This window comes from [Mycobacterium] fortunisiensis, assembly GCF_019050325.1.
Classification (GTDB): domain Bacteria; phylum Actinomycetota; class Actinomycetes; order Mycobacteriales; family Mycobacteriaceae; genus Mycobacterium; species Mycobacterium fortunisiensis.
The window spans coordinates 209483-231444 of record NZ_VOMB01000010.1 but is presented as its reverse complement, the minus strand read 5'-3'; the positions used below and the strand labels follow the sequence as shown (position 1 = coordinate 231444).

Here is a 21962-nt window from a genome sequence, read left to right as displayed (position 1 = left end):
GATCAGCCCCGGCAGCGGATCTGATTTCCGCTGCGGTCCAACGGATCTGGGCCCAGCCCGAGGTACTTGTCGCGCAGCTTGTCCCACAGTTCCAGCTGGCCCCACTCGGGCTCGTCGCGGATCTGCTGGTCGTTGGTGAGGAACGGGTTGGGCAGCATCAACGTCATCATCTGCTCGTCGCGCCCGTTGTAGAGCCGCACCCCCCACGACATCGGGTTACCCTGCTTGCCAATCGAGCGGTACAACTCGGCGCGGCTGCAGCGGCGGATCCGGCCCAGCTCGGAGCCGCTGGCGCGGTGCTTGCCGATGCACAGGTGGAAGTGCCAGCGACCGAAATCGATGGTGGCATAACCGTCGAGCATCGCGATCTTCCGCGGCGCGTTGGGCGCGACCACCTCCCAGGCGGCGCCCTGCATGATGATGCCGAACCAGATCTCGTCCCAGTACTCGTCGAAGCACAGGTGCAGCAGATCCAGCAGGCTCTCCCGGTCGGTGGGCAACGGCCACAACTGTTCGCGGCCACGGTCTTCGGTATCGACAATCGGGGGGTCGGCGACGATCTCGGTGGTGGTATCGGTCATGTGGATCCCTTCTCGTTCAAACGTGTACCAGCCTCGGGTTTGTGGGTCAGCGCGCAGTCAACGCACAACCCGGCATCGGGCGTGCGATAGAACAGACAGCAACTGGTGCGCCGATAATCGATCTCTGATTCGTTGAAACATATTGTGCCGCTAAGGCGTTCATCATCAAACAGGCTGCGTGCGAGACTCCAGCCCGGGTCGGCCGCGAGTTCACCGCCGCGATGCCAGCTCAGCGCACGGGCGGCGCCCAGGAGCGCAGAGGCGGCATTGCCGAGTAGCAGTCGCTGCGAGATCGGGCCGAGCCGTCGAACCGCGGCGGCCAGCGGTGTCAGGTGGCCACCCAAGACCATGTCGACCAGCAGTTGTTCGGAACCGGTTCCCTGCCAGGCGATCGGACTCCGCAGGTACAGCCGCAACGTGCCGCCGGATTCACTGAACCAGAGCTGATCAGGGGCCAAGTCCACCAGCATTCCGTGTTCGGCGAGCCCGCCTAGGCCGATCGACCACAGCCGGGCGGCGAAACCGAGGAAGAACGTCGACACCGCGACGCGCACATCCGGTGCCCCGATGCGGTCTCTGACCCGGTCGACCATTCCGGCGAGCAGTTGCTCATCGGTGTAGAGCTGGGCGACCGGGCGCCAGTCGCCGTCCGGGATCGCCCCCGTGGACACTGCGAAATAGGAGCTGACCGTCGACAGCTGCGCCAGTGCCGACGCCACCTGATCCGCCTGCGCGCAGCGGTGCGGGCCGGCGGGCACACTGCGCAGCAGCTGCGGCAGGTCCCGCAGCGCGGCGACCTCCGCTCCGGCCCCGGTGCGCACGGCAATGGTGTCGACATCGGTTGCGGTGACCACGATCTCGGCGTTGTCGCCGCCCCGCCAGCCCTCCCGGGACAGCACGCGCGTCACTGCGGAACGCAATGGCTCGTCGATATCGATGCGAGCGATGCGCTGGTCGCCGTCGTCGACGATCGTGAACATGCCGCTGACCGGATCGAAGTGCAGCGTGTCGTTCCCGAACATCGCCGAGATGCGTCCGGACACCATCAGCTCCTCGCCGATGGTGTCGGTGAGGGTGCCCGACGGATCCATCAGCCACACCCGGTCGGCCACCCGCAACGCCAATTCCAGGTCGTGGGTGCTCAGCACCACCGCCAGCTGCTGGTCACGGGCCAGCTCGCGCAGCAGCCCGAACAGCCCGGCCCGCGAGGACACATCCAGGAACGCGGTCGGCTCGTCGAGGATCAGCAGGCCGGGTTGTTGAGCCAACGCGCGCGCGGTCAGCACCCGCTGGCACTCGCCGTCGGACAGTTCCGCGGCCGACCGCGACGCCAGGTGCCCGGCGCCGGTGGCCGCCAGTGCCCAGTCCACGATCTCCTCGTCGGCGCGACCCAGCCGGGCGGCCAGGCCCAAGTGCGGAATTCGGCCCAGCCCCACCAGTTCCCGCGCCGACAGCAAGCCCGGGTCGATCCGTTCGGTGAGCACCACACCGACCCGTCGGGCCAGTTCGTCACGGGGCAGCTCGGTCAGGTCGGTCCCATCGAGGCGAACCTGGCCGCCGAGCGCGGGCTGCAGCCCGGCCAGTGTCCGGATCAGGGTGGATTTGCCGGCGCCGTTAGGGCCGATCAGTACGGTGAGTTCGCCGCGGCGGGCCTGTGCATCAAGTCCGGTGGCCACGGTGGTGGTGCGCCGACGGTGGCGGTATCCGATGCTCAGGCCGGCCAACTCGACTGCGGGGGTGATGCGGGTCGTCATGACGGCATCCCCGAGCCTCGCCGGGCCCGCAGCAGCACGGTGATCACCACGGGCGCCCCAACCAGCGCGGTGACCGCGTTGACCGGAATCACCAGATCACTGCCCGGCACCTGGCTGACGATCCCGCAGGCCAGGGCGGCGACGGCACCCATCAACGTCACCGCCGGCACCACCACGCGGTGATCGGAGGTGCCGACGGCGATGCGGGACACGTGTGGCACCAGCAGGCCGAGGAACGCAATCGGCCCACAGAATGCTGTCGTCACACCCGCCAGCAATGATGCCGATCCGATCGTGACCATCCGGGCCCGGCGAACGTTGATACCCATGGTTACCGCGTAACTCTCACCGAGGAGCAGTGCGTTGAGCGGCCGGATCGTCATAGCGGCAGCGGCCAGCCCGACCCCGACCAGCGGCAGCAGCAGTCGCAGGTCGCCCCAGCCGGTTCCGGCGAAACTGCCCAGTCCCCACAGCAGAAACTGCTGCACCCGTTGCGGGTCGGCATAGACCATCGCGAGGCTCACCAGTGCGGTGCTGGCCGCGCCCAGCATCACACCGATCAGCAGCAGCGTGGCCGCCGAGCGGGTCCAGCGCGACAGCGTCAGCACCAGCGTCAGCATCGCGGCGGCGCCGAGCGCGGCCGCGATCACCGCCCCGATGCGGCCGGCCCCGGCCATACCGGTTCCGAACCCGGCGCCGACGGCGCCGCCGAGCAGCACCACCATCGCCACACCGAGGCTGGCGCCGGAACTGACGCCGAGGATGTAGGGGTCAGCGAGGGGGTTACGGAACAGCGTCTGCAGTTGCAGTCCGGCGACTCCGAGCGCGGCCCCGGCAGCCAGCGCGGTGAGCACGCGGGGCAGCCGCAGGTTCGCCACGATCACCTGCCAGCGCGGGTCGGAGGCCTCAGCGCCGAGCAGTACCCGCACGGTGTCGGCGAGCGGCACTCGGACCGGGCCGAGGGCCAGGCCCAGCAGAGCCAGCACAACAACCGCGGCAGCCAGACCCGCCAAAACCAGCGGGGTGCGAGCCCTCACCGCGGGACCTCGCGGTAGAAGGCGAAGTCGTGGCCGGGTGCCAACTCGGGGTGCAGGATCCCCACCAGGTCGCCGAGCAGCAGATCCGGCCGCACCGTGCCGCGCTCCCAGTAGGTGTTGCGCCCGCTCTGGTCGACGGCCTTGGTTGCCGACCACACCTGACCGCCGCGGACGGCGGCGATCTCGTCGTACCGGCTGTCCTGCGAGACCGCGTCGCTCACGGCTTTCCAGTCGTCGGTGACCAGCCACAGTCGCGCTTGTCCGGCCCGGGCGTAGACCGATTCGAAGTTCAGCTGCCGACTCTGCGCGCCGGTGTCGCTGAGCCAAGGGTAGGTCCCGCCGGCGTCGGCGACCAGCCGGCCCGAGTAGCTGGCACCGGTGGGCATCGACCAGTTGCCCGAAGACATGGTGCCCACCAGTACGTCGACCGGCGTGGCCGCGGCGGCCCGGGCGCTCAGCGCATGGTAGTCATCACGGATCCGGCGGTAAGTCTGCTCGGCCTGATGTTCGGTACCAGTAAGCGCCGCAAACATTTTGATCCATTCGGCGCGGCCCAGCGGGGTGGGCTCCAGCCATTCGGCGTCGGCGACCACCGGGATTCCGGCCTCACGCAGCTTCGGATATCCGGAGTCCTCCGTGCCCTGGGTGACCAGCACATCGGGACCGGCCTGCAGCACCGTCTCGGTGTTGACCTGCCCGCCCGGGGCGTAGCCGGTGATCGCGCCGGCATCGATACGGCTGCGGATCTGCGGGTCGGCGACCGCGGGCGGACTGGCCACGCCGGCGACCACGTCGGCCTGGCCGAGTTCGGTGATCATCGCCAGATGGGTGGTGGAGCCCGAATACAGGCTGCGCACCGGGACGGTGACCTGCTGGGCGTGGGCGAGTTCGCCGGTCAGCTTGGGGGCCGGGGCGCCGCAGCGCACCAGCACATAGGACACCGGCTGGCCACCGAGGTAGGGGCGCTCCACGGTCAGGATCTGATAGCTGCGGTGGTATTCGAGGCGGAAGTTGGTGGCCTCGGACAGGGTCGATTTGTCCGGGAAGTAGTCGGCGGCCGGATCGAAGTCGGTGATGCAACCCGGACGCGCGCCGTCGGTGATGGCGGCGCGCTCAGCCGAGCAGCCGGCCAGCGCCGCGACCACAATTGTGACCAGCGACGTGGTCAACGTAAGTGCTACCCGCAGCGCACGGGACATGGGCGTGCATCAGCTTCCTCGGGGTACACCGCCCCGGATCGCAGGACGCGATGACCTGAGTCTCCTGGCTTTCGGATCACCGTTCGCCTCGCCTTCCAGCCCCACAGAAAGCGGGCCGTGGCTGATGAGGGTCACTTCCCCGATAACAGTGGCGGGACCGCGCCGGATTCGCACCGGCTTCCTCACTGTCGTCATCGCCTTACCGGCGACATTCTCGCATGCCGTGCCAGGCCTCTGACTCGTTGGCCGGCGCCCACAGTGTTGACTCGCGTAGCCGCGAAATCGGCTGCTTGCGGGTCAGTACCGCGCCGGCGGCACGCGCACCGATCACCACATACCGGCGTTGCGGTTTGGGCGCCTGACACCTCCGGATCCTGGCTGCGGGTCCACGGTACCCAGCGCCGCTGCGGCGGGCCGCCCACCCGCGCATAATTGATCCCGATGACCGGCCCCGCCTCACAGCCCCGTAAACCCGTGATCCTCACCGTCGACGACGACCCCGCGGTGTCCCGCGCCGTCGCCCGCGACCTGCGTCGTCACTACGGTGAGCGCTACCGCATCGTCCGCGCCGAATCCGGCCCCGACGCCCTGGAAACCCTCAACGAGCTGAAGCTGCGCGGCGACACCGTCGCGGTGTTCGTCGCCGACTTCCGGATGCCGCAGATGAGTGGCATCGAGTTCCTCGAAGCCGCGATGGACCTCTACCCCATGGCCCGCCGTGTGCTGCTCACCGCATACGCCGACACCACTGCGGCGATCGACGCCATCAACGTCGTCGACCTCGACCACTACCTGCTCAAACCGTGGGACCCGCCGGAGGAAAAGCTGTATCCGGTGATCGACGGTCTGCTGGAGGCCTGGGCCGCAGTCGGTGACCGGGCCATTCCGCACACCAAGGTGATCGGCCACCAGTGGAGTTCCCGGTCCTGGGAGGTGCGCCAGTTCCTGGCCCGCAACCAGCACACCTATCGCGCGTTCACCGCCGACGAGCCCAAGGGCCGGCAACTGCTGGAGGCCGCCGGGCTCGACGGCCTACAGCTGCCCGTGGTGATCACCGAGGGTGGCGAAACGCTCGTCGAGCCGTCCGACGGCGAGCTGGCCGACATGCTGGGCCTGTCCACGTCACCGTCGTTGACGATGTACGACCTGGCGGTGATCGGCGGCGGCCCGGCCGGGTTGGCCGCCGCGGTGTACGGCGCCTCCGAGGGCCTCAAGACGGTCCTGATCGAGGGCACCACCACCGGCGGGCAGGCCGGACGCAGCTCCCGGATCGAGAACTACCTGGGCTTCCCCACCGGGGTGTCCGGCGCCGAGTTGGCCACCGCGGCGCGGCGGCAGGCCGAACGGTTCGGCGCCGAGGTGATCACCACCCGCGAAGCCGTCGGCCTCGACATCGCGGGCGCAGCCCGCACCATCACGTTCGCCGACGGCGAGACCATCGGCGCCCGCGCGGTCATCCTGGCCACCGGCGTCGAGTACCGCGAGCTGCCGGTGCCGGGCTGCTTCAACGACCCGGCCGACCCGTCGAATTTCGTCGGCCGCGGCGTGTACTACGGCGCCTCGGTGTCGGACGCCTCCGAATGCGCCGGCGAGGACGTCTACATCGTCGGCGGTGCCAACTCGGCCGGGCAGGCGGCGATGTTCATGTCGCGCGAAGCGAAGTCGGTGACGCTGCTGGTGCGGGGCCCGTCGCTGGAGGCGTCGATGTCGCACTACCTGATCCAGCAGATCGAGCAGACCCCCAACATCTCGGTGCGCACCTGCACCGAGGTGGTCAAGGCCATCGGCAGCGACGACGGGGCGGCCGACCATCTGGTCGGCCTCGAGTTGGTGGACCGGCAGACCGGTGAGCACGAGGATGTGGTCGCCACCCGGCTGTGCTGCTTCATCGGCGCCACGCCGCGCACCGACTGGCTCGACGGTGTGGTGGCCCGCGACGACCACGGATTCATCCTGGCCGGGCCGGATCTGCGCGACGTGTGCGGCTGGGGCCTGGAGCGTCCGCCGCACCACCTGGAAACAAGTGTGCCCGGTGTGTTTGTTGCAGGAGACGTGCGCGCCGAGTCCGCCAAGCGGGTGGCGGCTGCTGTCGGTGAAGGCTCGATGGCGGTCATGCTCGTGCACCGCTACCTGGCAGAGGCGTGACGGCCGGCACGGCGAAGTCTGAGGAGTTGATGACGGAGATGGGCGAGACCTGCGTGCGGGACGAACTGCGGACCCTGTTCCTGTTCGAGCACCTGTCCGATGCGCAGCTCGACACGTTGTGTCAGGCCGGCAGCATCGAGACGTTCCCGGCCGGTCCGATCGTCACCGAGGGTGAACCGGCCACCTGTTTCTACGTGCTGCTCGACGGCGAGCTGGTGATGTCGAAGCGCTCCGGCGGCGTCGACATCCAGACCAACCGCACCTCGATGCGCGGGGTGTACTTCGGCGCCTGGTCGGCCTACATCCCTGGGGAGGAGCACGTCTACGAAGCCTCGGTGCGGCTGACGACGCCGTCGCGGGTGTTCGTGCTCGACGCCAACGCGTTCGCGAGTTTCATGCAGTCCCAGTTCCCGATGGCGGTACACCTGCTGGAGGGCCACAAGGTTGGCGGTCGGCGGCAGAGCCAGATCATCGGCCACCGGGAGAAGCTGCTGGCCCTGGGCAACATCACCGCCGGCCTGACCCATCAGCTCAACAACCCGGCCGCCGCCACCGCCCGGGCCGTCGCCGATCTGCGCGAGGGCGCCGGCAAGATGCGGCACAAGCTGGCGATGCTGGCTGACGGCAAGTTCACCCCCGAAGCGCTGCGGATGCTGGTGACCATCCAGGACGAGGTGGCCGAGCAGGTGGCCAAGAACCGCGGGCTGGAACTCACCGCCCTGGAGACCTCCGATCGTGAAGACGAGATGGGCGACTGGCTCGAAGATCACGACATCGTGGGCGCCTGGGACTACGCGCCGACTTTCGTCGAGGCCGGGCTCGACATCGACTGGCTCGAACGCATCTCGGCGTCGGTCGACGATGCCCTGCGCGACGGCGACACCTCGGCCACCCTGCAGGCCGCCCTGGGCTGGTTGAAGTACACCATCGACAACGAGTTGCGAATGAACGAGATCGCCGAGGCGAGCCGACGCATCTCGGCGCTGCTGGCCGACGCCAAGCAGTACTCGCAGATGGACCGCGGCTCGTATCAGAGCGCCGACGTCCACGAGCTGTTGCGCAGCACCCTGATGATGTTCGGCGACAAGATCGGCAAGGACAAGTCGGTCAGCCTGTGCAAGGACCTGGACCGATCGCTACCCGAATTGCATTGCTACCCAGGCGATCTCAACCAGGTGTGGACCAACATCATCGACAACGCCGTCCAGGCGATGGACGGCCACGGCACGTTGACGCTGCGCACCTGCCGCGAAACCGACGAGATGATCCGGGTGGAGATCTGCGACGACGGGCCGGGAATCCCCGAAGAGGACATCAGCCGGATCTTCACCCCGTTCTTCACCACCAAGCCGTTCGGCGAGGGCACCGGGCTGGGCCTGGACCTGGCCTGGCGCATCGTGGTGGAAAAGCACCACGGAGACCTGCGGGTGCAGTCTGAGCCGGGCAACACCCGATTCATCGTGCTGTTGCCGCTGCAGGCTCCCGCACCCGAGTCTCTGGGCGCGGACGGTCAAGCGTCGGAGTAATTCGCCGTTTTGGCAGGCTGGTGTGGCACGTCACCCCGGTTTGTCACGCTGGAGTGGCCGTCGACCTCCAGCGTCACGCTAGCGTGACAAAGGAGGGCGTGACAAACGGAGGGCGTGACAAACGGCGGGCAGGACGGCCGGAGCGCCAAGCGCAAACAACGGAGCGCCGGCGACGGGCCGCGCATGACAGCCCGGCCGGATCCGGAATCAGCGTGATTCGCCCGGAATAGCCTCCTCGCACCGCCGAGTTGAGAACAACATGACCCAGACCACACCCGGCGCCAAACCCGACCTCGGCACCTTCGGCGCGTTTGGCCACTACTCCCAGTTCCGGCAGTTGTCCGACCGGCAGCTGCAGGACATCGAGGGACTCGGTTACGGCGCGATCTGGGCCGGTGGCTCGCCGCCGGCCGAACTGGACTGGATCGACCCGATCCTGGCCGCCACCACCACGCTGCAGCTGGCCACCGGCATCGTGAACATCTGGAGTGCGGCGGCCGGGCCGGTCGCCGAGTCGTTCCATCGCATCGACGCGGCCTACCCGGGCCGGTTCCTGCTCGGCATCGGGGTGGGGCACCGCGAGGCCATCGGGGAATACCGCAAGCCGCTCGACGCGCTGTCGGACTACCTCGACAAGCTCGACGAGTACGGGGTGCCGCGGCATCGCCGGGTGGTGGCCGCGCTGGGCCCCAAGGCGCTGCGGTTGTCGGCGACGCGGTCGGCGGGCGCGCATCCGTACCTGACCACGCCGGAGCACACCGCACGGGCCCGCGAGCTGATCGGCCCCGGCGCGTTCCTGGCCCCCGAGCACAAAGCCATCCTCACCACCGACGTGGACAAAGCCCGGTCGGTGGGGCGCCGGGCACTCGACGTCTACCTGGGTCTGACCAACTACCTCAACAACTTCAAACGGCTCGGTTTCACCGACGAGGACCTGGCAAAACCGGGCAGTGACCGGTTCATCGACGCCGTCGTCGCCTACGGCACCGCCGATGAGGTGGCCGCCCGGCTGCGACAGCATCGGGACGCCGGCGCCGACCATGTGCCTGTACAAGTACTGACCTCACCGGACAAACTGGTACCGGCGCTGACCGAGCTCGCCGGGCCCCTCGGCCTGACCTAGCGCCCACCGGCACCCCGACAGACAGGACTCGCAGATGACCGAATCACTCTCGCTGAAACCGGATCTCGGTAGTTACGGGGTGTGGACGTTCGGAAAGGTGAAGCCCGAACAGGCCGTCGAAATCGAGAAGCTGGGTTACGGCGCGGTGTGGGTGGGCGGATCCCCGGCGGCCGACCTCGCGTTCGCCGAACCCATCCTGGAGAGCACGCAGACCCTGCAGCTGGCCACCGGCATCGTGAACATCTGGACGGCGGAGGCCGACGCGGTCGCCGAGTCGTTTCACCGCATCGAAGCGGCCTACCCGGGCCGGTTCTTGCTCGGCATCGGGGTGGGGCATCCCGAGCACACCGAGGAATATCGCAACCCCTATGAGGCGCTGGTCGAATACCTGAACGTCCTCGATGCGGCCAAGGTCCCGACGAGCCGACTGGTGCTCGCCGCGCTGGGCGACAAGGTGCTCAAGTTGGCGGCGCAGCGCAGCGCCGGTGCGCACCCGTATCTGACGACGCCCGAGCACACCGCTCACGCCCGCGACGTGCTGGGCGACTCGGTGTTCCTGGCGCCCGAGCACAAGGTGGTGCTGAGCACCGACAGTGCGGCGGCCCGGGAGATCGGGCGCGAGACGGTCGACTTCTATCTGGGCCTGAGCAATTACCGCAACAACTGGCTCCGGCTCGGTTTCACCGAGAAGGACGTCGCCAAGCCGGGCAGCGACAAGTTGATCGACGCGGTCGTCGCGCACGGCACCGCCGAGGCCATCGCCGCACGTCTGCAGCAACACATCGCCAACGGTGCCGACCATGTCGCGATCCAGGTGCTCGGCGGTTGGGACAAGCTGCTGCCCACCTTGACCGCATTGGCGGGACCGCTGGGCCTGAAGGACTGACCGGGCAGCCGGTTAGGGTTGGCCCATGCGGCTACTGGTTACCGGCGGCGCCGGGTTCATCGGCGCCAACTTCGTGCGGTTGGCCGTCGGTGAGCCGCTGACCACGTCGGTGACGGTGCTCGACGCGATGACGTATGCGGGCAGCCGGGAATCCCTGGCGCCGGTGGCCGACCAGGTCCGGCTGGTGCAGGGCGACGTCGCCGACACCGATCTGGTGAACCAGTTGGTCGGCGAGGCAGACGTCGTCGTGCACTTCGCCGCCGAAACCCACGTCGACAATGCCCTGGCCGATCCGCGGCCGTTTCTGCACAGCAACGTCATCGGCACGTTCACGGTGCTGGAGGCGGTGCGGGCGCACGGGGTGCGGCTGCATCACGTCTCCACCGACGAGGTGTACGGCGATCTTGAGCTCGATGATCCGGCCCGGTTCACCACGGACACCCCGTACAACCCGTCCAGCCCGTATTCGTCGACGAAGGCCGCCGCCGATCTGCTGGTGCGCGCCTGGGTGCGCTCGTACGGGGTCCGCGCGACGATCTCGAACTGCTCCAACAACTACGGCCCCTACCAGCACGTCGAGAAGTTCATTCCGCGCCAGATCACCAACGTGCTCACCGGCCGCCGCCCCAAGCTGTACGGCACCGGGGCCAACGTGCGTGATTGGATCCACGTCGACGATCACAACCGGGCGGTCTGGCAGATCCTCACCGGTGGCCGCGCCGGCCGCACCTATCTGATCGGCGCCGAATGCGAGCGCAGCAATCTCACGGTGATGCGCACCCTGCTGCGGCTGCTGGGCCGCGATCCCGACGACTTCGACCACGTGACCGACCGCGAAGGGCATGATCTGCGTTATGCCATCGACCCGTCGGCCCTGCACGACGAACTGGGCTGGGCGCCCAAGCACACCGATTTCGAGGAAGGTCTGGCGGCCACCATCGACTGGTATCGCCACAACGAATCCTGGTGGGGCCCTTTGAAAAAGGCCGTGGAAGACGCCTACACCGAGCGCGGCCGATGACCACCCGCGAACTGACGATCCCGGGCGCGTGGGAGATCACGCCGAGGCTGCACGGTGACGCGCGGGGGCTGTTCTTCGAATGGTTCACCGAGGCAGGGTTCGCCGAGCTGACCGGCCACCGCTTCGACGTGCGTCAGGCCAACTGCTCGGTGTCGGCCGCCGGGGTGCTGCGCGGCGTGCATTTCGCCCAGCTGCCGCCCGGACAGGCCAAGTACGTGACGTGTGTGCGCGGTGCGGTGCTCGACGTGGTGGTCGACATCCGGGTGGGTTCACCGACCTTCGGGCGGTGGGACTCGGTGCTGCTCGACGAACACAGTCGGCGCTCGGTCTACCTGTCCGAGGGGTTGGGCCATGCGTTCTTGGCGCTTCAGGACGACTCGACCGTCATGTACCTGTGTTCGGCGCCCTACAACCCGGACCGCGAACACACCATCCTGGCCACCGACCTGGGGATCGACTGGCCGATCGAGGGCGACCCGGTGCTGTCCGAGCGGGACGCCGCGGCCCCGACGCTGGAGCAGGTGCGGGCCCGAGGGCTGTTGCCGACGTGGGAGGAAACCCGCGCGTTCGCCGACGAGTTGCGCGCCCGTCAGTGACCTTCGAGCAGCAGTGCGGTGTGGAGCAGGTTGTGGGGCAGCGCGTGGGCGGTCAGCCCGCCGCGGCCGGTCATGGTTTCCGCTGCCACCAGGGCGTTGACGATCGCTTCCTCGGTGGCCTCGATGGCCAGGTCGAACAGTCGGTTCATCAGCTGTGGCGCCACCATGCGCACCGGGATCTCGGGCCGGTTGGCGTCCGGGTTCTCGTCCCACCCATAGGGCGGGATGCCCCGGTTTCCGGTGGAGAAGGCCAGCATCATGTCGCCGCTGTACTGCTCTCCCGTTCCGCCGACGCGGCCGACAGCCAACGCCGAGCGCTGGGCCAGCCGGGTGCACTGATGCGGTAACAGCGGAGCGTCGGTGGCGACGATGACGATGATCGAACCGGACCCCGGCGGGTAGGGCATCGGCAGATTCGGCGTCGGCACGAGCTCGGGGCCGACCAACTCCCCGACCGGGATCCCGTTGACCCGAAGGCGTTCGCGCCGGCCGTGATTCGCCTGGACCAGGACACCCACGGTGTAGCGGCCGGCCACGGTTTCGGTGATCCGCGAGGCGGTGCCGATCCCGCCTTTGAAGCCGTGGCAGATCATGCCGGTCCCGCCACCGACATTGCCTTCGGCCACCGGGCCGCCTGCGGCGTCGGCCAGCGCCGTGGCCACGTGATCGGCGCCGACGTGGTGGCCGTTGACGTCGTTGAGCAGCCCGTCGTAGGTCTCGCCGACCACCGGCAGCGACCAGACGATGCCGTCTCCGCGGGCCTGCACCTGGGCTTGCACCAGGGCGTCGCGGACCACTCCCACGCTGTGGGTGTTGGTCAGCCCGATGGGGGTGGTGAGCTCGCCGGATTCGCGGATCCACTCCAGGCCGGTGAGTTCCCCGTTGCCGTTGAGTCGATGCGCGCCGGCAAACACCGGCTCGGTGAAGATCCCGGCATGGGGCACCACCACGGTGACGCCGGTGTTGACCGGATCGGGGCCGGGCCGCTGGATCGTGGCATGGCCGACGCGCACGCCGGCCACGTCGGTGATCGCGTTGTTTGGGCCGGTGGGGTGCTCACCGATGACGACGCCGATGTCGCGGGCGCGCGGACGCGAGGAGCAGTCGGGCGTGCATCCTTCGGGGGTCGAGCGCGAGATTTTCTTCAAGATTGGAAAATCATGACGGCGGAGGACCTCCGGAGTCAAACCATCCGGCAAATATGTGGGCGGCCGGACCCGGTGCCCGGTTCCCGGTGTCAGCAGTGTTTGGCGAGGAACCGGCGGAACAACGGCCATCCGACGGCCAGGTTGTAGACCACACCGCCCACCAGATACGGCCACCAGGTGCCATGCGCGCTGGCGACCCAGAACGCCTTGGCCGCCCAATAGGGCGGCAGCACCCCGAAGGCCAGGTTCCAGCCCGAGTCGATGAACCACGGCAGGCACGGCAGCCCGGCAATGAGCATGCCCAGCGCGCGCAGCATCGCGATGCCCTGGATCTTGTTGCTTGCCAGGGCAAGTATCAACAACAGCGTCACCACGGCGGACAGTCCGGCGACCATCCCGATCGGGATCAGCGCCGGGACCAGTCCCGGCTCGAGAAGCCCGCTGAACGAGAGCGTGACGATCACGTACCCTGTGGTGACGGCCATGACGGTGACGGCGCGGTAGGCGAAGAACGTCGACATCGGAACCGGGGTCACCCGCAGCGCCGTCAGGGTGCCGGCGTCGACCTCGTCGAGGACCAGGAACGCGCCGAGGCCGCCGGCGATGATGATGCTCGTCAACAGCAGAAACGCGGTCAGCACCAGCGGGTGGTAGGGCACGAGGTCGAAACCGTAACGTCGCGCGAGCAGCGCGGTGACCGGCGGTGTCAGGAACGCCACGCCGCTGGTCCAGATCACCGGCGCGAGCACCAGCATGACCAGCAGCGGATCCCGGTAGGTGCCATGAATGTCATTGCGGCCGAATGCCGTCACCGCCCTGCGGGTGGTGGCTGTGAAGATCGGGGTCACAGCGCACCCGACCGTTCGACGGCGTAGCGGACGAAGAGCAGCTGGGCGGTGCGCCACAGGACGGCCAGGCACACCACCGGGTGCGCCACCGCATAGACACTTTGCCAAGCCGTCAGTGCGACCTGGCCGAACGCGGCCCCCAGGAGCAGCAGCGGGCCCTGCGTCGGAAACACGTAGAGCACTGGATGCGGCCACAGTCCCGAGTAATGGATCAGCGGCGGGACGAGCATGATCGCCAGCGGGATGGTGGCGGCCAGGAACCAGTCCGTGACCGAGGCGAACGGCAACGACGTGATGAACCCGACGATCAGCATCAACAGCGTGCCGAGCAGCACGCCGAGGACGAGCGGCACCGGGCGGTAGGCGAATCCGTCGGCGACGGTCGCCACCACGATCGCCACGAACAGTGAGATCGACACCAGCACAATCAGTTTGGCGGACAGGTACTCCCAGAACCGCAGCGGGGTGGAGATGATGGCCCCGAGGGTGCGTTCCTGCTTCTCGAAGAACACCGATCCGCCGACGAAGAAGAACCCGATGATCGCGATGTCGCCGACCAGGACATAGGGTTCGGCGACCGGACGCAGGGTATGCGGCATCGGCAACAGCACGGCCAACCAGATGAGACCCGAGAAAACCCCGGCGTGCAGGAACTTCTGCCGGGCCGCGACGGTCACCTCCAGCCGGATCGCGGTGCGCAACCTGGTCATGACAGCTTCCGCCCGGTGACCTCGACGAAGACGTCGTCGAGGCTGGCTTCGCGACTGTGGATCGTCTCGACCTGGTGATCGCGCAGGGTGGCGTGGAACTCGGGATTGTCGGCCAGGCTGTCCATCGGGAACTCGGCCGCGACGAGCCCCTCGGGCGTGCGGTACTGCACCTGGACCTGGCGCCGACTCCGGGCGAGCTTCAGTTCGGTCGGGCTGTCGAGCGCGACGATGGCGCCGTCGACCACGAAGGCCACCCGGTCACACAGTTCGTCGGCGGTGGACATGTCATGTGTGGTGAGAAAAACTGTGCGACCGCGCGCCTTCGCGTCCAGGATGAGGTCCTTGACCTTGCGGGCGTTGACCGGATCCAGACCCGATGTGGGTTCGTCGAGGAACAGCAGCGCGGGGTTGTTGATCAGCGAGCGCACGAACGTGAGCCGCATCTGCATTCCCTTGGAGTACTTGGCAACTCGGGTGTCGGCGGCATCGCCGAGGCCGACCGCGTGCAGCAGCTCCATCGGGTCATTGGTGGATCCGTCGTACAACGAGCCGAAGAACCGGAGGTTCTCCAGGCCGGTGAGCTTGTGATAGTTGTGCGGCAGTTCAAAGGACACGCCGACCCGTTGGTAGTAGTCCGGTCCCCAGGCCACCGGGTCGCGGCCCCACACCGTGGCTTGCCCGCCGTGCCCGCGCAACAGACCGATGAGCAGTTTTTGTGTGGTGGATTTCCCCGAGCCACTGGGCCCGAGAAAGCCGAAAATCTCTCCCTCCCCGACGGCGAAGTCCATGCCCCGCACGGCGGGTTCGGCCGAACGCGGATAGGTGTATGTCAAGCCCCGAACGTCGATGACATCGGCCGCGGTGTGCATCAGTGCCCTTCCTGCAGACGAAAAACCAATCTCCGACCAGGCTTCCCGGAACACCGGGCACAACTGTACTAAACTTTCAGAAATTATTGAAGGATATTCCGGCCGAGGAGGATTCGGGTTGGTGAGATCCGCAGATGAGCAGCATGGAGCCGAGCGACTCGCCCTGGTGCTCAGCAGCCACGGCATGCAGCGGATGCCCGCGCGCGTGCTCGCCGCGCTGCTGTTCACCGACCAGCCGAGTGTCACCATGACCGAGTTGGCCGACACCCTGCAGGCCAGCTCCGGATCGATCTCGAGCGCCCTGAAGATGCTGACGACGGTGGGCCTGGCCGAGCGTGCCCCCGCCCCGACCAGCCGGCGCGACCACTTCCGCCTGCGTGACGACGCCTGGGCGACCCTTTTCACCAGCCAGAACGCGACCATCGCGGCCATGCAAGCCGCCGCCGACGCCGGAATCGCGGCCACCGACCGCACCAGTCCGGCACATCACCGGCTGACCCAGATGCGGGACTTCTACGCGTTTCTGATGGCCGAGGTGCCAACCGTGCTGGACCGCTGGCACCGGCAGCGGAAGAAGCCGTCCCGTTGACACGTTGGCGCCAGGCGTTCCGGAAACCCGCGCGGTGCCGTTTTGACGACCGAGGGAGTTCACACCATGGGCGCTCAAGCCACCCAGACCGCTATCGGACCGATGATCATCGTTGCCGCCGATCAGTATGAGGCGTCACCGCTGGTTCGCGACGACTGGGCACGACGAGTCCTGCCCTGGGGCGGCCGCATCGTGGCCGAGTCGGCACGATGGGCGCCGGTACGACGGATGCTGATGTCGGCCACCGACAAGCGGTTCCGCGGTGGCTGGTCGAGCTTCCTGTGCCGCAAGCGTTATATCGATGATCAACTCGTCGCCGCCCTGGCCGACGGAATCGAGGCCGTCGTCATTCTCGGCGCCGGCTATGACACCCGGGCATACCGCATACCCGAGCTTGCCCACATCCCGGTATACGAGGTCGACCTGCCGACCAACGTCTCTCGCAAGACCGCGGCACTACGACGCGCCGCGGCCGGGGTACCGGCCAACGTCACGCTGCTGCCGGTGAATTTCGAAACCGATGACCTCACCGCAGCGCTCGGTGCCGCGGGTTTCGACGGCGACAGACCGACCTTCTTCATCTGGGAGGCCGTCACGCAGTACCTGAGCGAGTCGGCGGTGCGCGCAACGATGGAACACCTCGCCGGCGCCGCTCCCGGTAGCAGACTGGTGTTCACCTATGTGCGCAAGGACTACCTCGACGGCCGTGAAATGTACGGCGCCGAACCGGCTTATCGCGATCTCGTCGTCAAGCGCGGGCTGTGGACGTTCGGCCTGAATCCCGACGACGTCGCGGCGTTCCTCGACGAATATGGCTGGCACGAAATCGAACAGGTTGGCTCGCTGGAATACGGCTCCCGCTACCTCGTTCCGGCGGGCCGCAATCCGACCGTCTCACCGATCGAACGTGCCGTCCTGGCCCAGCGCTGAGTCGGGTCGGCGGACAGGTACGAAGTACCAAGGCTCAAGGCAACAAACCGATTTGACGGTAGACCGCCCGCAGATAGTGCCGCATGTCGTCGACTCCGGGCGGGTCGGGTTGCAACACGCGGTAGGTGATCGCGCCGACCATCATGTCGATGGCCACGTCGAGATCGGCATCGGCAGCTACCGTTCCGCAGTCGCGCGCACGTTCCAGCAGGCGCGTCGCGAGCTCCCGGCGGGGCCGGACGTAATGGTCCCAATACACCGCCATCAGCGCAGGACAGCTGACGGCTGAACCGTAAACCCGGGCCACCAATGCGCGGTAGTGCGGTGCGGCGGTGGTGACCGCGGCACTCTCGATCGCCGCTTCCACAAGTGCGTAGGGAGACTCGGTGTCGACCGCCTCGGCCGAGGCCCAGTGCACCTCCTCGGCAATCAACGTCTCCATGGCGGCGGCGATCAGCTCTTCCTTGTTCGACCATCGCCGATAGATGGTGGGTTTGCCGACACGGGCCCGCTTGGCGATCTGCTCGATGCTGAAACCTTCGACCCCACGTTCGATGAACAGGTCCAGCGCGGCACGCAGGATCACGCGGTCGACGGCCATATCCCGGGGCCGGCCACGACCGGGCATGCTCACCGCGCCATCCCCGAGCGCAATGCCGTTGTCAGCCAGCGGTCCAGCCCGTCGATGTCGCCCGGCCGTCCCCGCCACGCGAGGTGGGCGTCGGGGCGGATCAGCATCACCTCGGCACCGTCGTGGTGCAGGGGCGCGACGAAGACACCCAGGTGCCGACGTGCCGGTTCGCTGCCCTCGACGCCGCCGGGCAGCAGCAGAACCCACCGCCCGCCGAGTTCACGGTGCAATCGGGTCTCCGAGCCGTCGGCCCGGGTGCAGCAAAGATCCTCGATCCGGTCGCCGGCGCGCGGTTTTCGGCCCCGGCCGCCAAGGGGTCCGTTGTGATAGCTCACCCACAGTTGCGAGGCGGTGTACGTCGTCCATCTCTGGATGGACGCCAGGCCGAAGAGCCGGGTGGCCACATGGTCGCGCAGGAACCGGCCGATCGGATTGCGGGCCACGTTGACCCGCGTGACGGCGCTCGTCCCGCGCAACACGTCGGTGGCCAACGGTCTGCGTTCGGCCTCATAGGTGTCGATGAGCTTGTCCGAGGCCAGGTTTCGGACCACCAGCGCCAGTTTGAAGGCCAGGTTCTCGGCGTCGCCGATACCGGTCAGCATGCCCTGGCCGCCGAACGGGGCGTGGACATGCGCGGCGTCGCCGGCGATGAGGATACGTCCGTTGCGGTAGGTGTCCGCGAGCCTGCGGCGCACGGTGAACACCGACAGCCACTCAGCGTCGCCGATGGCGACGGTGCGACCGGTGCGGTGCGGCACTATCTGCTTCACCCGGCCCAGAATCTCACTGTCACTTGGCTTTTCCCCTAGTGTCGGGTCGTAGATGAACAAGCGCCACAGGTTGTCGCCACCGGCCGGGTCGGGCATCGGCATGGCGCCCACGATCCCGTCGGGGTGGATCCATCCGCTGGTGCCGCCGCGGTCGACATCCCAGTCCAGGTGAACGTCGGCCAGCAGGAAACGTTCGGAGAGCTTGACGCCGGGAAAGCCGATACCGGCCTGCTGCCGGGTCACACTCGAGCTGCCGTCACACCCCACGACCCACTGCCCGCGGATCTCGGCACCGTCGTCGAGTTGGGCCACCGCGGTGTCGTCCTCCTGCCGAACGCCGCGCACCGCGCTCCCCCATTCCGGCACGACTCCGAGGTCGGCGAGCCGCGCCCGCAGCGCGGCCTCGACCCTGGCCTGCGACACCACCATGGGCGGTGCCGCCGTCCCGATGCCCGGATCGCCGAATTCGAGCGTCATCACCGGCCGGTCCCCCAGGTAATTGGTGATGCGCATGGCGCGCAGCGACTCGTCCGGCAACGTGCCCAGCGCGCCGATCCGGCCCAGCACCTCCGAGCCGCGGGCGTGCAGGAAGTTGGCCCGCGATGTGGTGGCCGGTCCCGTCGCGCGGTCGAGTACCCGCACCGAAAGGCCGTGCAGCCGCAGCGAACACGCCAGGGTGAGGCCGGTCGGCCCGGCACCCACCACGACGACATCGACATCGGCGGCAGCCATGCGAATACATTAACGAAACGGTTCCGTAAAGAAAAGCCCTGCCACATGCGGGCTCGCCGCAAACCCTTGCCAAACAATCCGGACGATTACTAGGATATCCAAGTATCTCGGGTGTATCCGGGGCCCCAGCACGCGCATATCTCTTGGACGGATGTCATGACCACACAAATTCAGCACTACATCGACGGCCAGCGCACCGACGCCGGATCGACCCGCACCGCAGACGTGCTCAACCCCAGTACCGGCGAAGTGCAGGCGCAGGTGCTGCTGGCCTCGGCCGCCGACGTCGACACCGCGGTCGCCTCGGCCGTGAAGGCACAGAAGGAATGGGCCGCCTACAACCCGCAGCGCCGCGCCCGCATCCTGATGAAGTTCATCGAGCTGGTCAACGCCAACGCCGACGAACTCGCCGAGCTGCTGTCCAAGGAACACGGCAAGACAGTCGCCGACTCCCACGGGGACATCCAGCGTGGCATCGAGGTCATCGAGTTCGCCGTCGGCATCCCGCACCTGATGAAGGGCGAGTTCACCGAGGGCGCCGGCACCGGCATCGACGTCTACTCGATCCGCCAGCCGCTCGGCGTGGTCGCCGGCATCACCCCGTTCAACTTCCCGGCGATGATCCCGCTGTGGAAGGCCGGCCCGGCCCTGGCCTGCGGTAACGCCTTGATCCTCAAGCCGTCCGAGCGGGACCCCTCGGTGCCGCTGCGGCTGGCCGAGCTGTTCACCGAGGCCGGCCTGCCCCCGGGCGTGCTGCAGGTGGTGCAGGGCGACAAGGAAGCCGTCGACGCGATCATCGAGCACCCCGACATCAAGGCCATCGGCTTCGTCGGCTCCTCGGACATCGCGCAGTACATCTACTCCGGCGCGGCCGCCCACGGTAAGCGCGCCCAGTGCTTCGGCGGCGCCAAGAACCACATGGTGGTGCTGCCCGACGCCGACCTGGACCAGGCCGTCGACGCCCTGATCGGCGCCGGCTACGGCAGCGCGGGCGAGCGCTGCATGGCCATCAGCGTCGCGGTGCCGGTCGGTGAAGAAACAGCGCAACGGCTGCGCAACCGCCTGGTCGAGCGGATCAACCAGCTGCGCGTCGGACACAGCCTGGATCCCAAGGCCGACTACGGCCCGCTGGTCACCGGGGCAGCCCTGGAGCGGGTCCGCGACTACATCAGCCAGGGCGTCGAGGCCGGTGCCGAGCTGGTGGTCGACGGACGCGAGCGGGCCAGCGACGACCTCGCCTTCGGTGACGAGGATCTTTCCGGGGGTTACTTCATCGGGCCCACCCTCTTCGACAACGTCACCCCCGAGATGTCGATCTACACCGACGAGATCTTCGGGCCGGTGCTGTGCATCGTGCGGGCGCACGACTACGAGGAAGCCTTGCGGCTGCCCTCGGAGCACGAGTACGGCAACGGCGTGGCGGTGTTCACCCGCGACGGCGACGCCGCCCGGGACTTCGTCTCGCGGGTTCAGGTCGGCATGGTCGGTGTCAACGTGCCGATCCCGGTTCCGGTGTCCTACCACAGCTTTGGCGGCTGGAAGCGGTCCGGCTTCGGCGACCTGAACCAGTACGGGACGGCGTCGATCCAGTTCTACACCAAGGTCAAGACCGTCACCGAGCGGTGGCCGTCGGGCATTAAGGATGGCGCCGAGTTCGTCATCCCGACCTTCAAGTAGGCCGGGCAGTTGCAGATGGACCCCTACAGTCTCAGCGACGACGAACGCGTGATCGTCGACACGGCGGCCGCGTTCGCCGAAAAGCGCATCGCACCATACGCGTTGGAGTGGGACGAGACGCACCACTTCCCCACCGACGTACTGCGTGAGGCGGCCGAACTCGGTATGGGCGCCATCTACTGCGGTGAGGACGCCGGCGGCAGCGGGCTGCGCCGACTGGATGCGGTGCGCATCTTCGAAGCTCTCGCGGCCGCCGACCCCACCCTGGCGGCGTTCCTGTCCATCCACAACATGTGTGCGTGGATGGTCGACAGCTTCGGCACCGAGGAGCAGCGCAAGACCTTGGTGCCGAAGCTGGCCTCGATGGAGGCCATCGCCAGCTACTGCCTGACCGAACCGGGCGCCGGTTCCGACGCGGCGGCGCTGCGGACCCGGGCCGTGCGCGACGGTGACGATTACGTCCTCGACGGGGTCAAGCAGTTCATCTCCGGGGCCGGCAGCTCCGACGTGTACATCGTGATGGCTCGCACCGGCACACAAGAAGGCGAGCCGGGCCACCGTGGAATTTCCACCTTCGTCGTCGAAAAGGACACGCCGGGACTGAGTTTCGGCACCCAAGAGGCCAAGATGGGCTGGAACGCCCAGCCCACCGCACAGGTGGTCTTCGAGGGCGCCCGGGTGCCGGCCGAGGCCCTGCTGGGCGGCACCGAGGGCACCGGTTTTCCGATCGCGATGAACGGGCTCAACGGCGGGCGGATCAACATCGCCGCCTGTTCGCTGGGTGGCGCGCAGGCCGCCTACGACAAGACGCTGAGCTACCTGGCCGACCGTCAGGCGTTCGGCGGCGCCCTACTCGACGAGCCGACCATCCGGTTCACCCTGGCCGAGATGGCCACCGGCCTGGAGACGTCGCGAAACATGTTGTGGCGGGCGGCTTCCGCACTGGACTCCAACCACCCGGACAAGGTGACACTGTGCGCGATGGCCAAGCTGTACGTCACCGACACCTGCTTCGAGGTGGCCGACCAGGCGCTGCAGCTGCACGGCGGCTACGGGTACCTGCGCGAGTACGGTCTGGAGAAAATCGTCCGGGATCTGCGGGTGCACCGCATCCTTGAGGGCACCAACGAAATCATGCGCGTGGTGATCGGCCGGTCCGAATCGGCCCGCGTCCGCGCGTCTTAACCGGG

20 protein-coding genes and 1 riboswitch are annotated in these 21962 nt (G+C 67.8%); of the genes, 10 read left to right on the top strand and 10 right to left on the bottom strand.

What is annotated here, in order from left to right; translation table 11 throughout:
* Positions 1-2: 2 nt before the first annotated feature.
* The 4 genes from FR943_RS07800 to FR943_RS07785 are packed head-to-tail and all read right to left on the bottom strand — an operon-like array spanning position 3 to position 4571.
* Positions 3-581, bottom strand: a complete 579-nt coding sequence (locus FR943_RS07800) for a DUF7676 family protein (RefSeq protein WP_217155765.1) — start codon at positions 579-581, stop codon at positions 3-5.
* Positions 578-2335, bottom strand: a complete 1758-nt coding sequence (locus FR943_RS07795) for an ATP-binding cassette domain-containing protein (protein ID WP_217155764.1) — start codon at positions 2333-2335, stop codon at positions 578-580. The genes FR943_RS07800 and FR943_RS07795 overlap by 4 nt, the downstream gene beginning before the upstream one ends.
* Positions 2332-3372 (bottom strand): FecCD family ABC transporter permease, encoded by a 1041-nt coding sequence (locus tag FR943_RS07790; protein ID WP_217155763.1) that lies wholly within the window; start codon positions 3370-3372, stop codon positions 2332-2334. Before FR943_RS07790 ends, FR943_RS07795 begins: the two co-directional genes overlap by 4 nt.
* The gene (locus tag FR943_RS07785; RefSeq protein WP_217155762.1) at positions 3369-4571 is read right to left on the bottom strand and encodes an ABC transporter substrate-binding protein; all 1203 of its coding nucleotides are present in this window, start codon (positions 4569-4571) and stop codon (positions 3369-3371) included. The genes FR943_RS07790 and FR943_RS07785 overlap by 4 nt, the downstream gene beginning before the upstream one ends.
* A 35-nt stretch (positions 4572-4606) precedes the next feature.
* Positions 4607-4802, bottom strand: a riboswitch (cobalamin riboswitch).
* Between the two features lie 210 nt (positions 4803-5012).
* Between FR943_RS07785 and FR943_RS07780 the strand changes: the two genes are divergently transcribed.
* From FR943_RS07780 to rfbC, 6 genes are all read left to right on the top strand, one after another.
* Positions 5013-6716 carry an NAD(P)/FAD-dependent oxidoreductase gene (locus FR943_RS07780; protein WP_217155761.1) on the top strand — a complete coding sequence of 568 codons (1704 nt, stop codon included), beginning with the start codon at positions 5013-5015 and terminating at the stop codon, positions 6714-6716.
* A gap of 38 nt (positions 6717-6754) precedes the next feature.
* Positions 6755-8242 carry an ATP-binding protein gene (locus FR943_RS07775; RefSeq protein WP_217155948.1) on the top strand — a complete coding sequence of 496 codons (1488 nt, stop codon included), beginning with the start codon at positions 6755-6757 and terminating at the stop codon, positions 8240-8242.
* A 259-nt stretch (positions 8243-8501) separates the two neighbouring features.
* Positions 8502-9365 (top strand): LLM class F420-dependent oxidoreductase, encoded by an 864-nt coding sequence (locus FR943_RS07770; RefSeq protein WP_217155760.1) that lies wholly within the window; start codon positions 8502-8504, stop codon positions 9363-9365.
* Positions 9366-9399: 34 nt separating this feature from the next.
* Positions 9400-10251 carry an LLM class F420-dependent oxidoreductase gene (locus tag FR943_RS07765; RefSeq protein ID WP_217155759.1) on the top strand — a complete coding sequence of 284 codons (852 nt, stop codon included), beginning with the start codon at positions 9400-9402 and terminating at the stop codon, positions 10249-10251.
* A 25-nt stretch (positions 10252-10276) separates the two neighbouring features.
* The gene (gene rfbB / locus FR943_RS07760) at positions 10277-11272 is read left to right on the top strand and encodes a dTDP-glucose 4,6-dehydratase (protein WP_217155758.1); all 996 of its coding nucleotides are present in this window, start codon (positions 10277-10279) and stop codon (positions 11270-11272) included.
* Positions 11269-11868: a dTDP-4-dehydrorhamnose 3,5-epimerase gene (gene rfbC, locus FR943_RS07755; protein ID WP_217155757.1), complete on the top strand. Its 600-nt coding sequence runs from the start codon at positions 11269-11271 to the stop codon at positions 11866-11868. The genes rfbB and rfbC overlap by 4 nt, the downstream gene beginning before the upstream one ends.
* On the opposite strand, the gene FR943_RS07750 is transcribed toward rfbC, so the two are convergent.
* From FR943_RS07750 to FR943_RS07735, 4 genes are all read right to left on the bottom strand, one after another.
* Positions 11862-13016, bottom strand: a complete 1155-nt coding sequence (locus tag FR943_RS07750) for a DmpA family aminopeptidase (protein ID WP_246584902.1) — start codon at positions 13014-13016, stop codon at positions 11862-11864. The two genes, rfbC and FR943_RS07750, sit on opposite strands and share 7 nt — an antisense overlap.
* 89 nt (positions 13017-13105) lie before the next feature.
* A complete protein-coding gene (locus FR943_RS07745; protein ID WP_217155755.1) occupies positions 13106-13864 on the bottom strand; it encodes an Rv2686c family ABC transporter permease subunit in 759 nt (252 codons plus the stop codon).
* Positions 13861-14574, bottom strand: coding sequence for a fluoroquinolone export ABC transporter permease subunit (locus FR943_RS07740; protein WP_217155754.1), 714 nt, complete (start codon positions 14572-14574; stop codon positions 13861-13863). Before FR943_RS07740 ends, FR943_RS07745 begins: the two co-directional genes overlap by 4 nt.
* Positions 14571-15443, bottom strand: coding sequence for an ABC transporter ATP-binding protein (locus FR943_RS07735; protein WP_217155753.1), 873 nt, complete (start codon positions 15441-15443; stop codon positions 14571-14573). The genes FR943_RS07740 and FR943_RS07735 overlap by 4 nt, the downstream gene beginning before the upstream one ends.
* Before the next feature lie 184 nt (positions 15444-15627).
* On the opposite strand from FR943_RS07735, the gene FR943_RS07730 reads away from it, so the two are divergent.
* Both FR943_RS07730 and FR943_RS07725 read left to right on the top strand, forming a co-directional pair.
* On the top strand, positions 15628-16032 hold the full coding sequence (locus tag FR943_RS07730) for a GbsR/MarR family transcriptional regulator (RefSeq protein WP_217155947.1): 405 nt from the start codon (positions 15628-15630) through the stop codon (positions 16030-16032).
* Positions 16033-16098: 66 nt separating this feature from the next.
* Complete coding sequence (locus FR943_RS07725) at positions 16099-16962, top strand: SAM-dependent methyltransferase (protein WP_217155752.1); 864 nt, start codon at positions 16099-16101, stop codon at positions 16960-16962.
* Between the two features lie 34 nt (positions 16963-16996).
* Here the strand turns inward: FR943_RS07725 and FR943_RS07720 are convergent, their stop codons facing one another.
* Both FR943_RS07720 and FR943_RS07715 read right to left on the bottom strand, forming a co-directional pair.
* Entirely contained in the window at positions 16997-17596 is a 600-nt protein-coding gene (locus tag FR943_RS07720; protein ID WP_217155751.1) for a TetR/AcrR family transcriptional regulator, read from the bottom strand.
* On the bottom strand, positions 17593-19095 hold the full coding sequence (locus FR943_RS07715; RefSeq protein WP_217155750.1) for an FAD-dependent oxidoreductase: 1503 nt from the start codon (positions 19093-19095) through the stop codon (positions 17593-17595). Before FR943_RS07715 ends, FR943_RS07720 begins: the two co-directional genes overlap by 4 nt.
* Before the next feature lie 156 nt (positions 19096-19251).
* On the opposite strand from FR943_RS07715, the gene FR943_RS07710 reads away from it, so the two are divergent.
* Positions 19252-20772, top strand: coding sequence for a CoA-acylating methylmalonate-semialdehyde dehydrogenase (locus tag FR943_RS07710; RefSeq protein ID WP_217155749.1), 1521 nt, complete (start codon positions 19252-19254; stop codon positions 20770-20772).
* 15 nt (positions 20773-20787) lie between these two features.
* Positions 20788-21957, top strand: a complete 1170-nt coding sequence (locus tag FR943_RS07705) for an acyl-CoA dehydrogenase family protein (protein ID WP_217155748.1) — start codon at positions 20788-20790, stop codon at positions 21955-21957.
* The last annotated feature ends 5 nt before the right edge of the window (positions 21958-21962 follow it).

Bases quoted from the DNA above. Each gene is read 5' to 3' on its own strand.
- FR943_RS07800 (WP_217155765.1), bottom strand. From the start codon at position 581: ATGACCGATACCACCACCGAGATCGTCGCCGACCCCCCGATTGTCGAT.
- FR943_RS07795 (WP_217155764.1), bottom strand. From the start codon at position 2,335: ATGACGACCCGCATCACCCCCGCAGTCGAGTTGGCCGGCCTGAGCATC.
- FR943_RS07785 (WP_217155762.1), bottom strand. From the start codon at position 4,571: ATGTCCCGTGCGCTGCGGGTAGCACTTACGTTGACCACGTCGCTGGTC.
- FR943_RS07780 (WP_217155761.1), top strand. From the start codon at position 5,013: ATGACCGGCCCCGCCTCACAGCCCCGTAAACCCGTGATCCTCACCGTC.
- FR943_RS07775 (WP_217155948.1), top strand. From the start codon at position 6,755: ATGGGCGAGACCTGCGTGCGGGACGAACTGCGGACCCTGTTCCTGTTC.
- FR943_RS07770 (WP_217155760.1), top strand. From the start codon at position 8,502: ATGACCCAGACCACACCCGGCGCCAAACCCGACCTCGGCACCTTCGGC.
- FR943_RS07765 (WP_217155759.1), top strand. From the start codon at position 9,400: ATGACCGAATCACTCTCGCTGAAACCGGATCTCGGTAGTTACGGGGTG.
- rfbB (WP_217155758.1), top strand. From the start codon at position 10,277: ATGCGGCTACTGGTTACCGGCGGCGCCGGGTTCATCGGCGCCAACTTC.
- rfbC (WP_217155757.1), top strand. From the start codon at position 11,269: ATGACCACCCGCGAACTGACGATCCCGGGCGCGTGGGAGATCACGCCG.
- FR943_RS07740 (WP_217155754.1), bottom strand. From the start codon at position 14,574: ATGACCAGGTTGCGCACCGCGATCCGGCTGGAGGTGACCGTCGCGGCC.
- FR943_RS07735 (WP_217155753.1), bottom strand. From the start codon at position 15,443: ATGCACACCGCGGCCGATGTCATCGACGTTCGGGGCTTGACATACACC.
- FR943_RS07730 (WP_217155947.1), top strand. From the start codon at position 15,628: ATGCAGCGGATGCCCGCGCGCGTGCTCGCCGCGCTGCTGTTCACCGAC.
- FR943_RS07725 (WP_217155752.1), top strand. From the start codon at position 16,099: ATGGGCGCTCAAGCCACCCAGACCGCTATCGGACCGATGATCATCGTT.
- FR943_RS07715 (WP_217155750.1), bottom strand. From the start codon at position 19,095: ATGGCTGCCGCCGATGTCGATGTCGTCGTGGTGGGTGCCGGGCCGACC.
- FR943_RS07710 (WP_217155749.1), top strand. From the start codon at position 19,252: ATGACCACACAAATTCAGCACTACATCGACGGCCAGCGCACCGACGCC.
- FR943_RS07705 (WP_217155748.1), top strand. From the start codon at position 20,788: ATGGACCCCTACAGTCTCAGCGACGACGAACGCGTGATCGTCGACACG.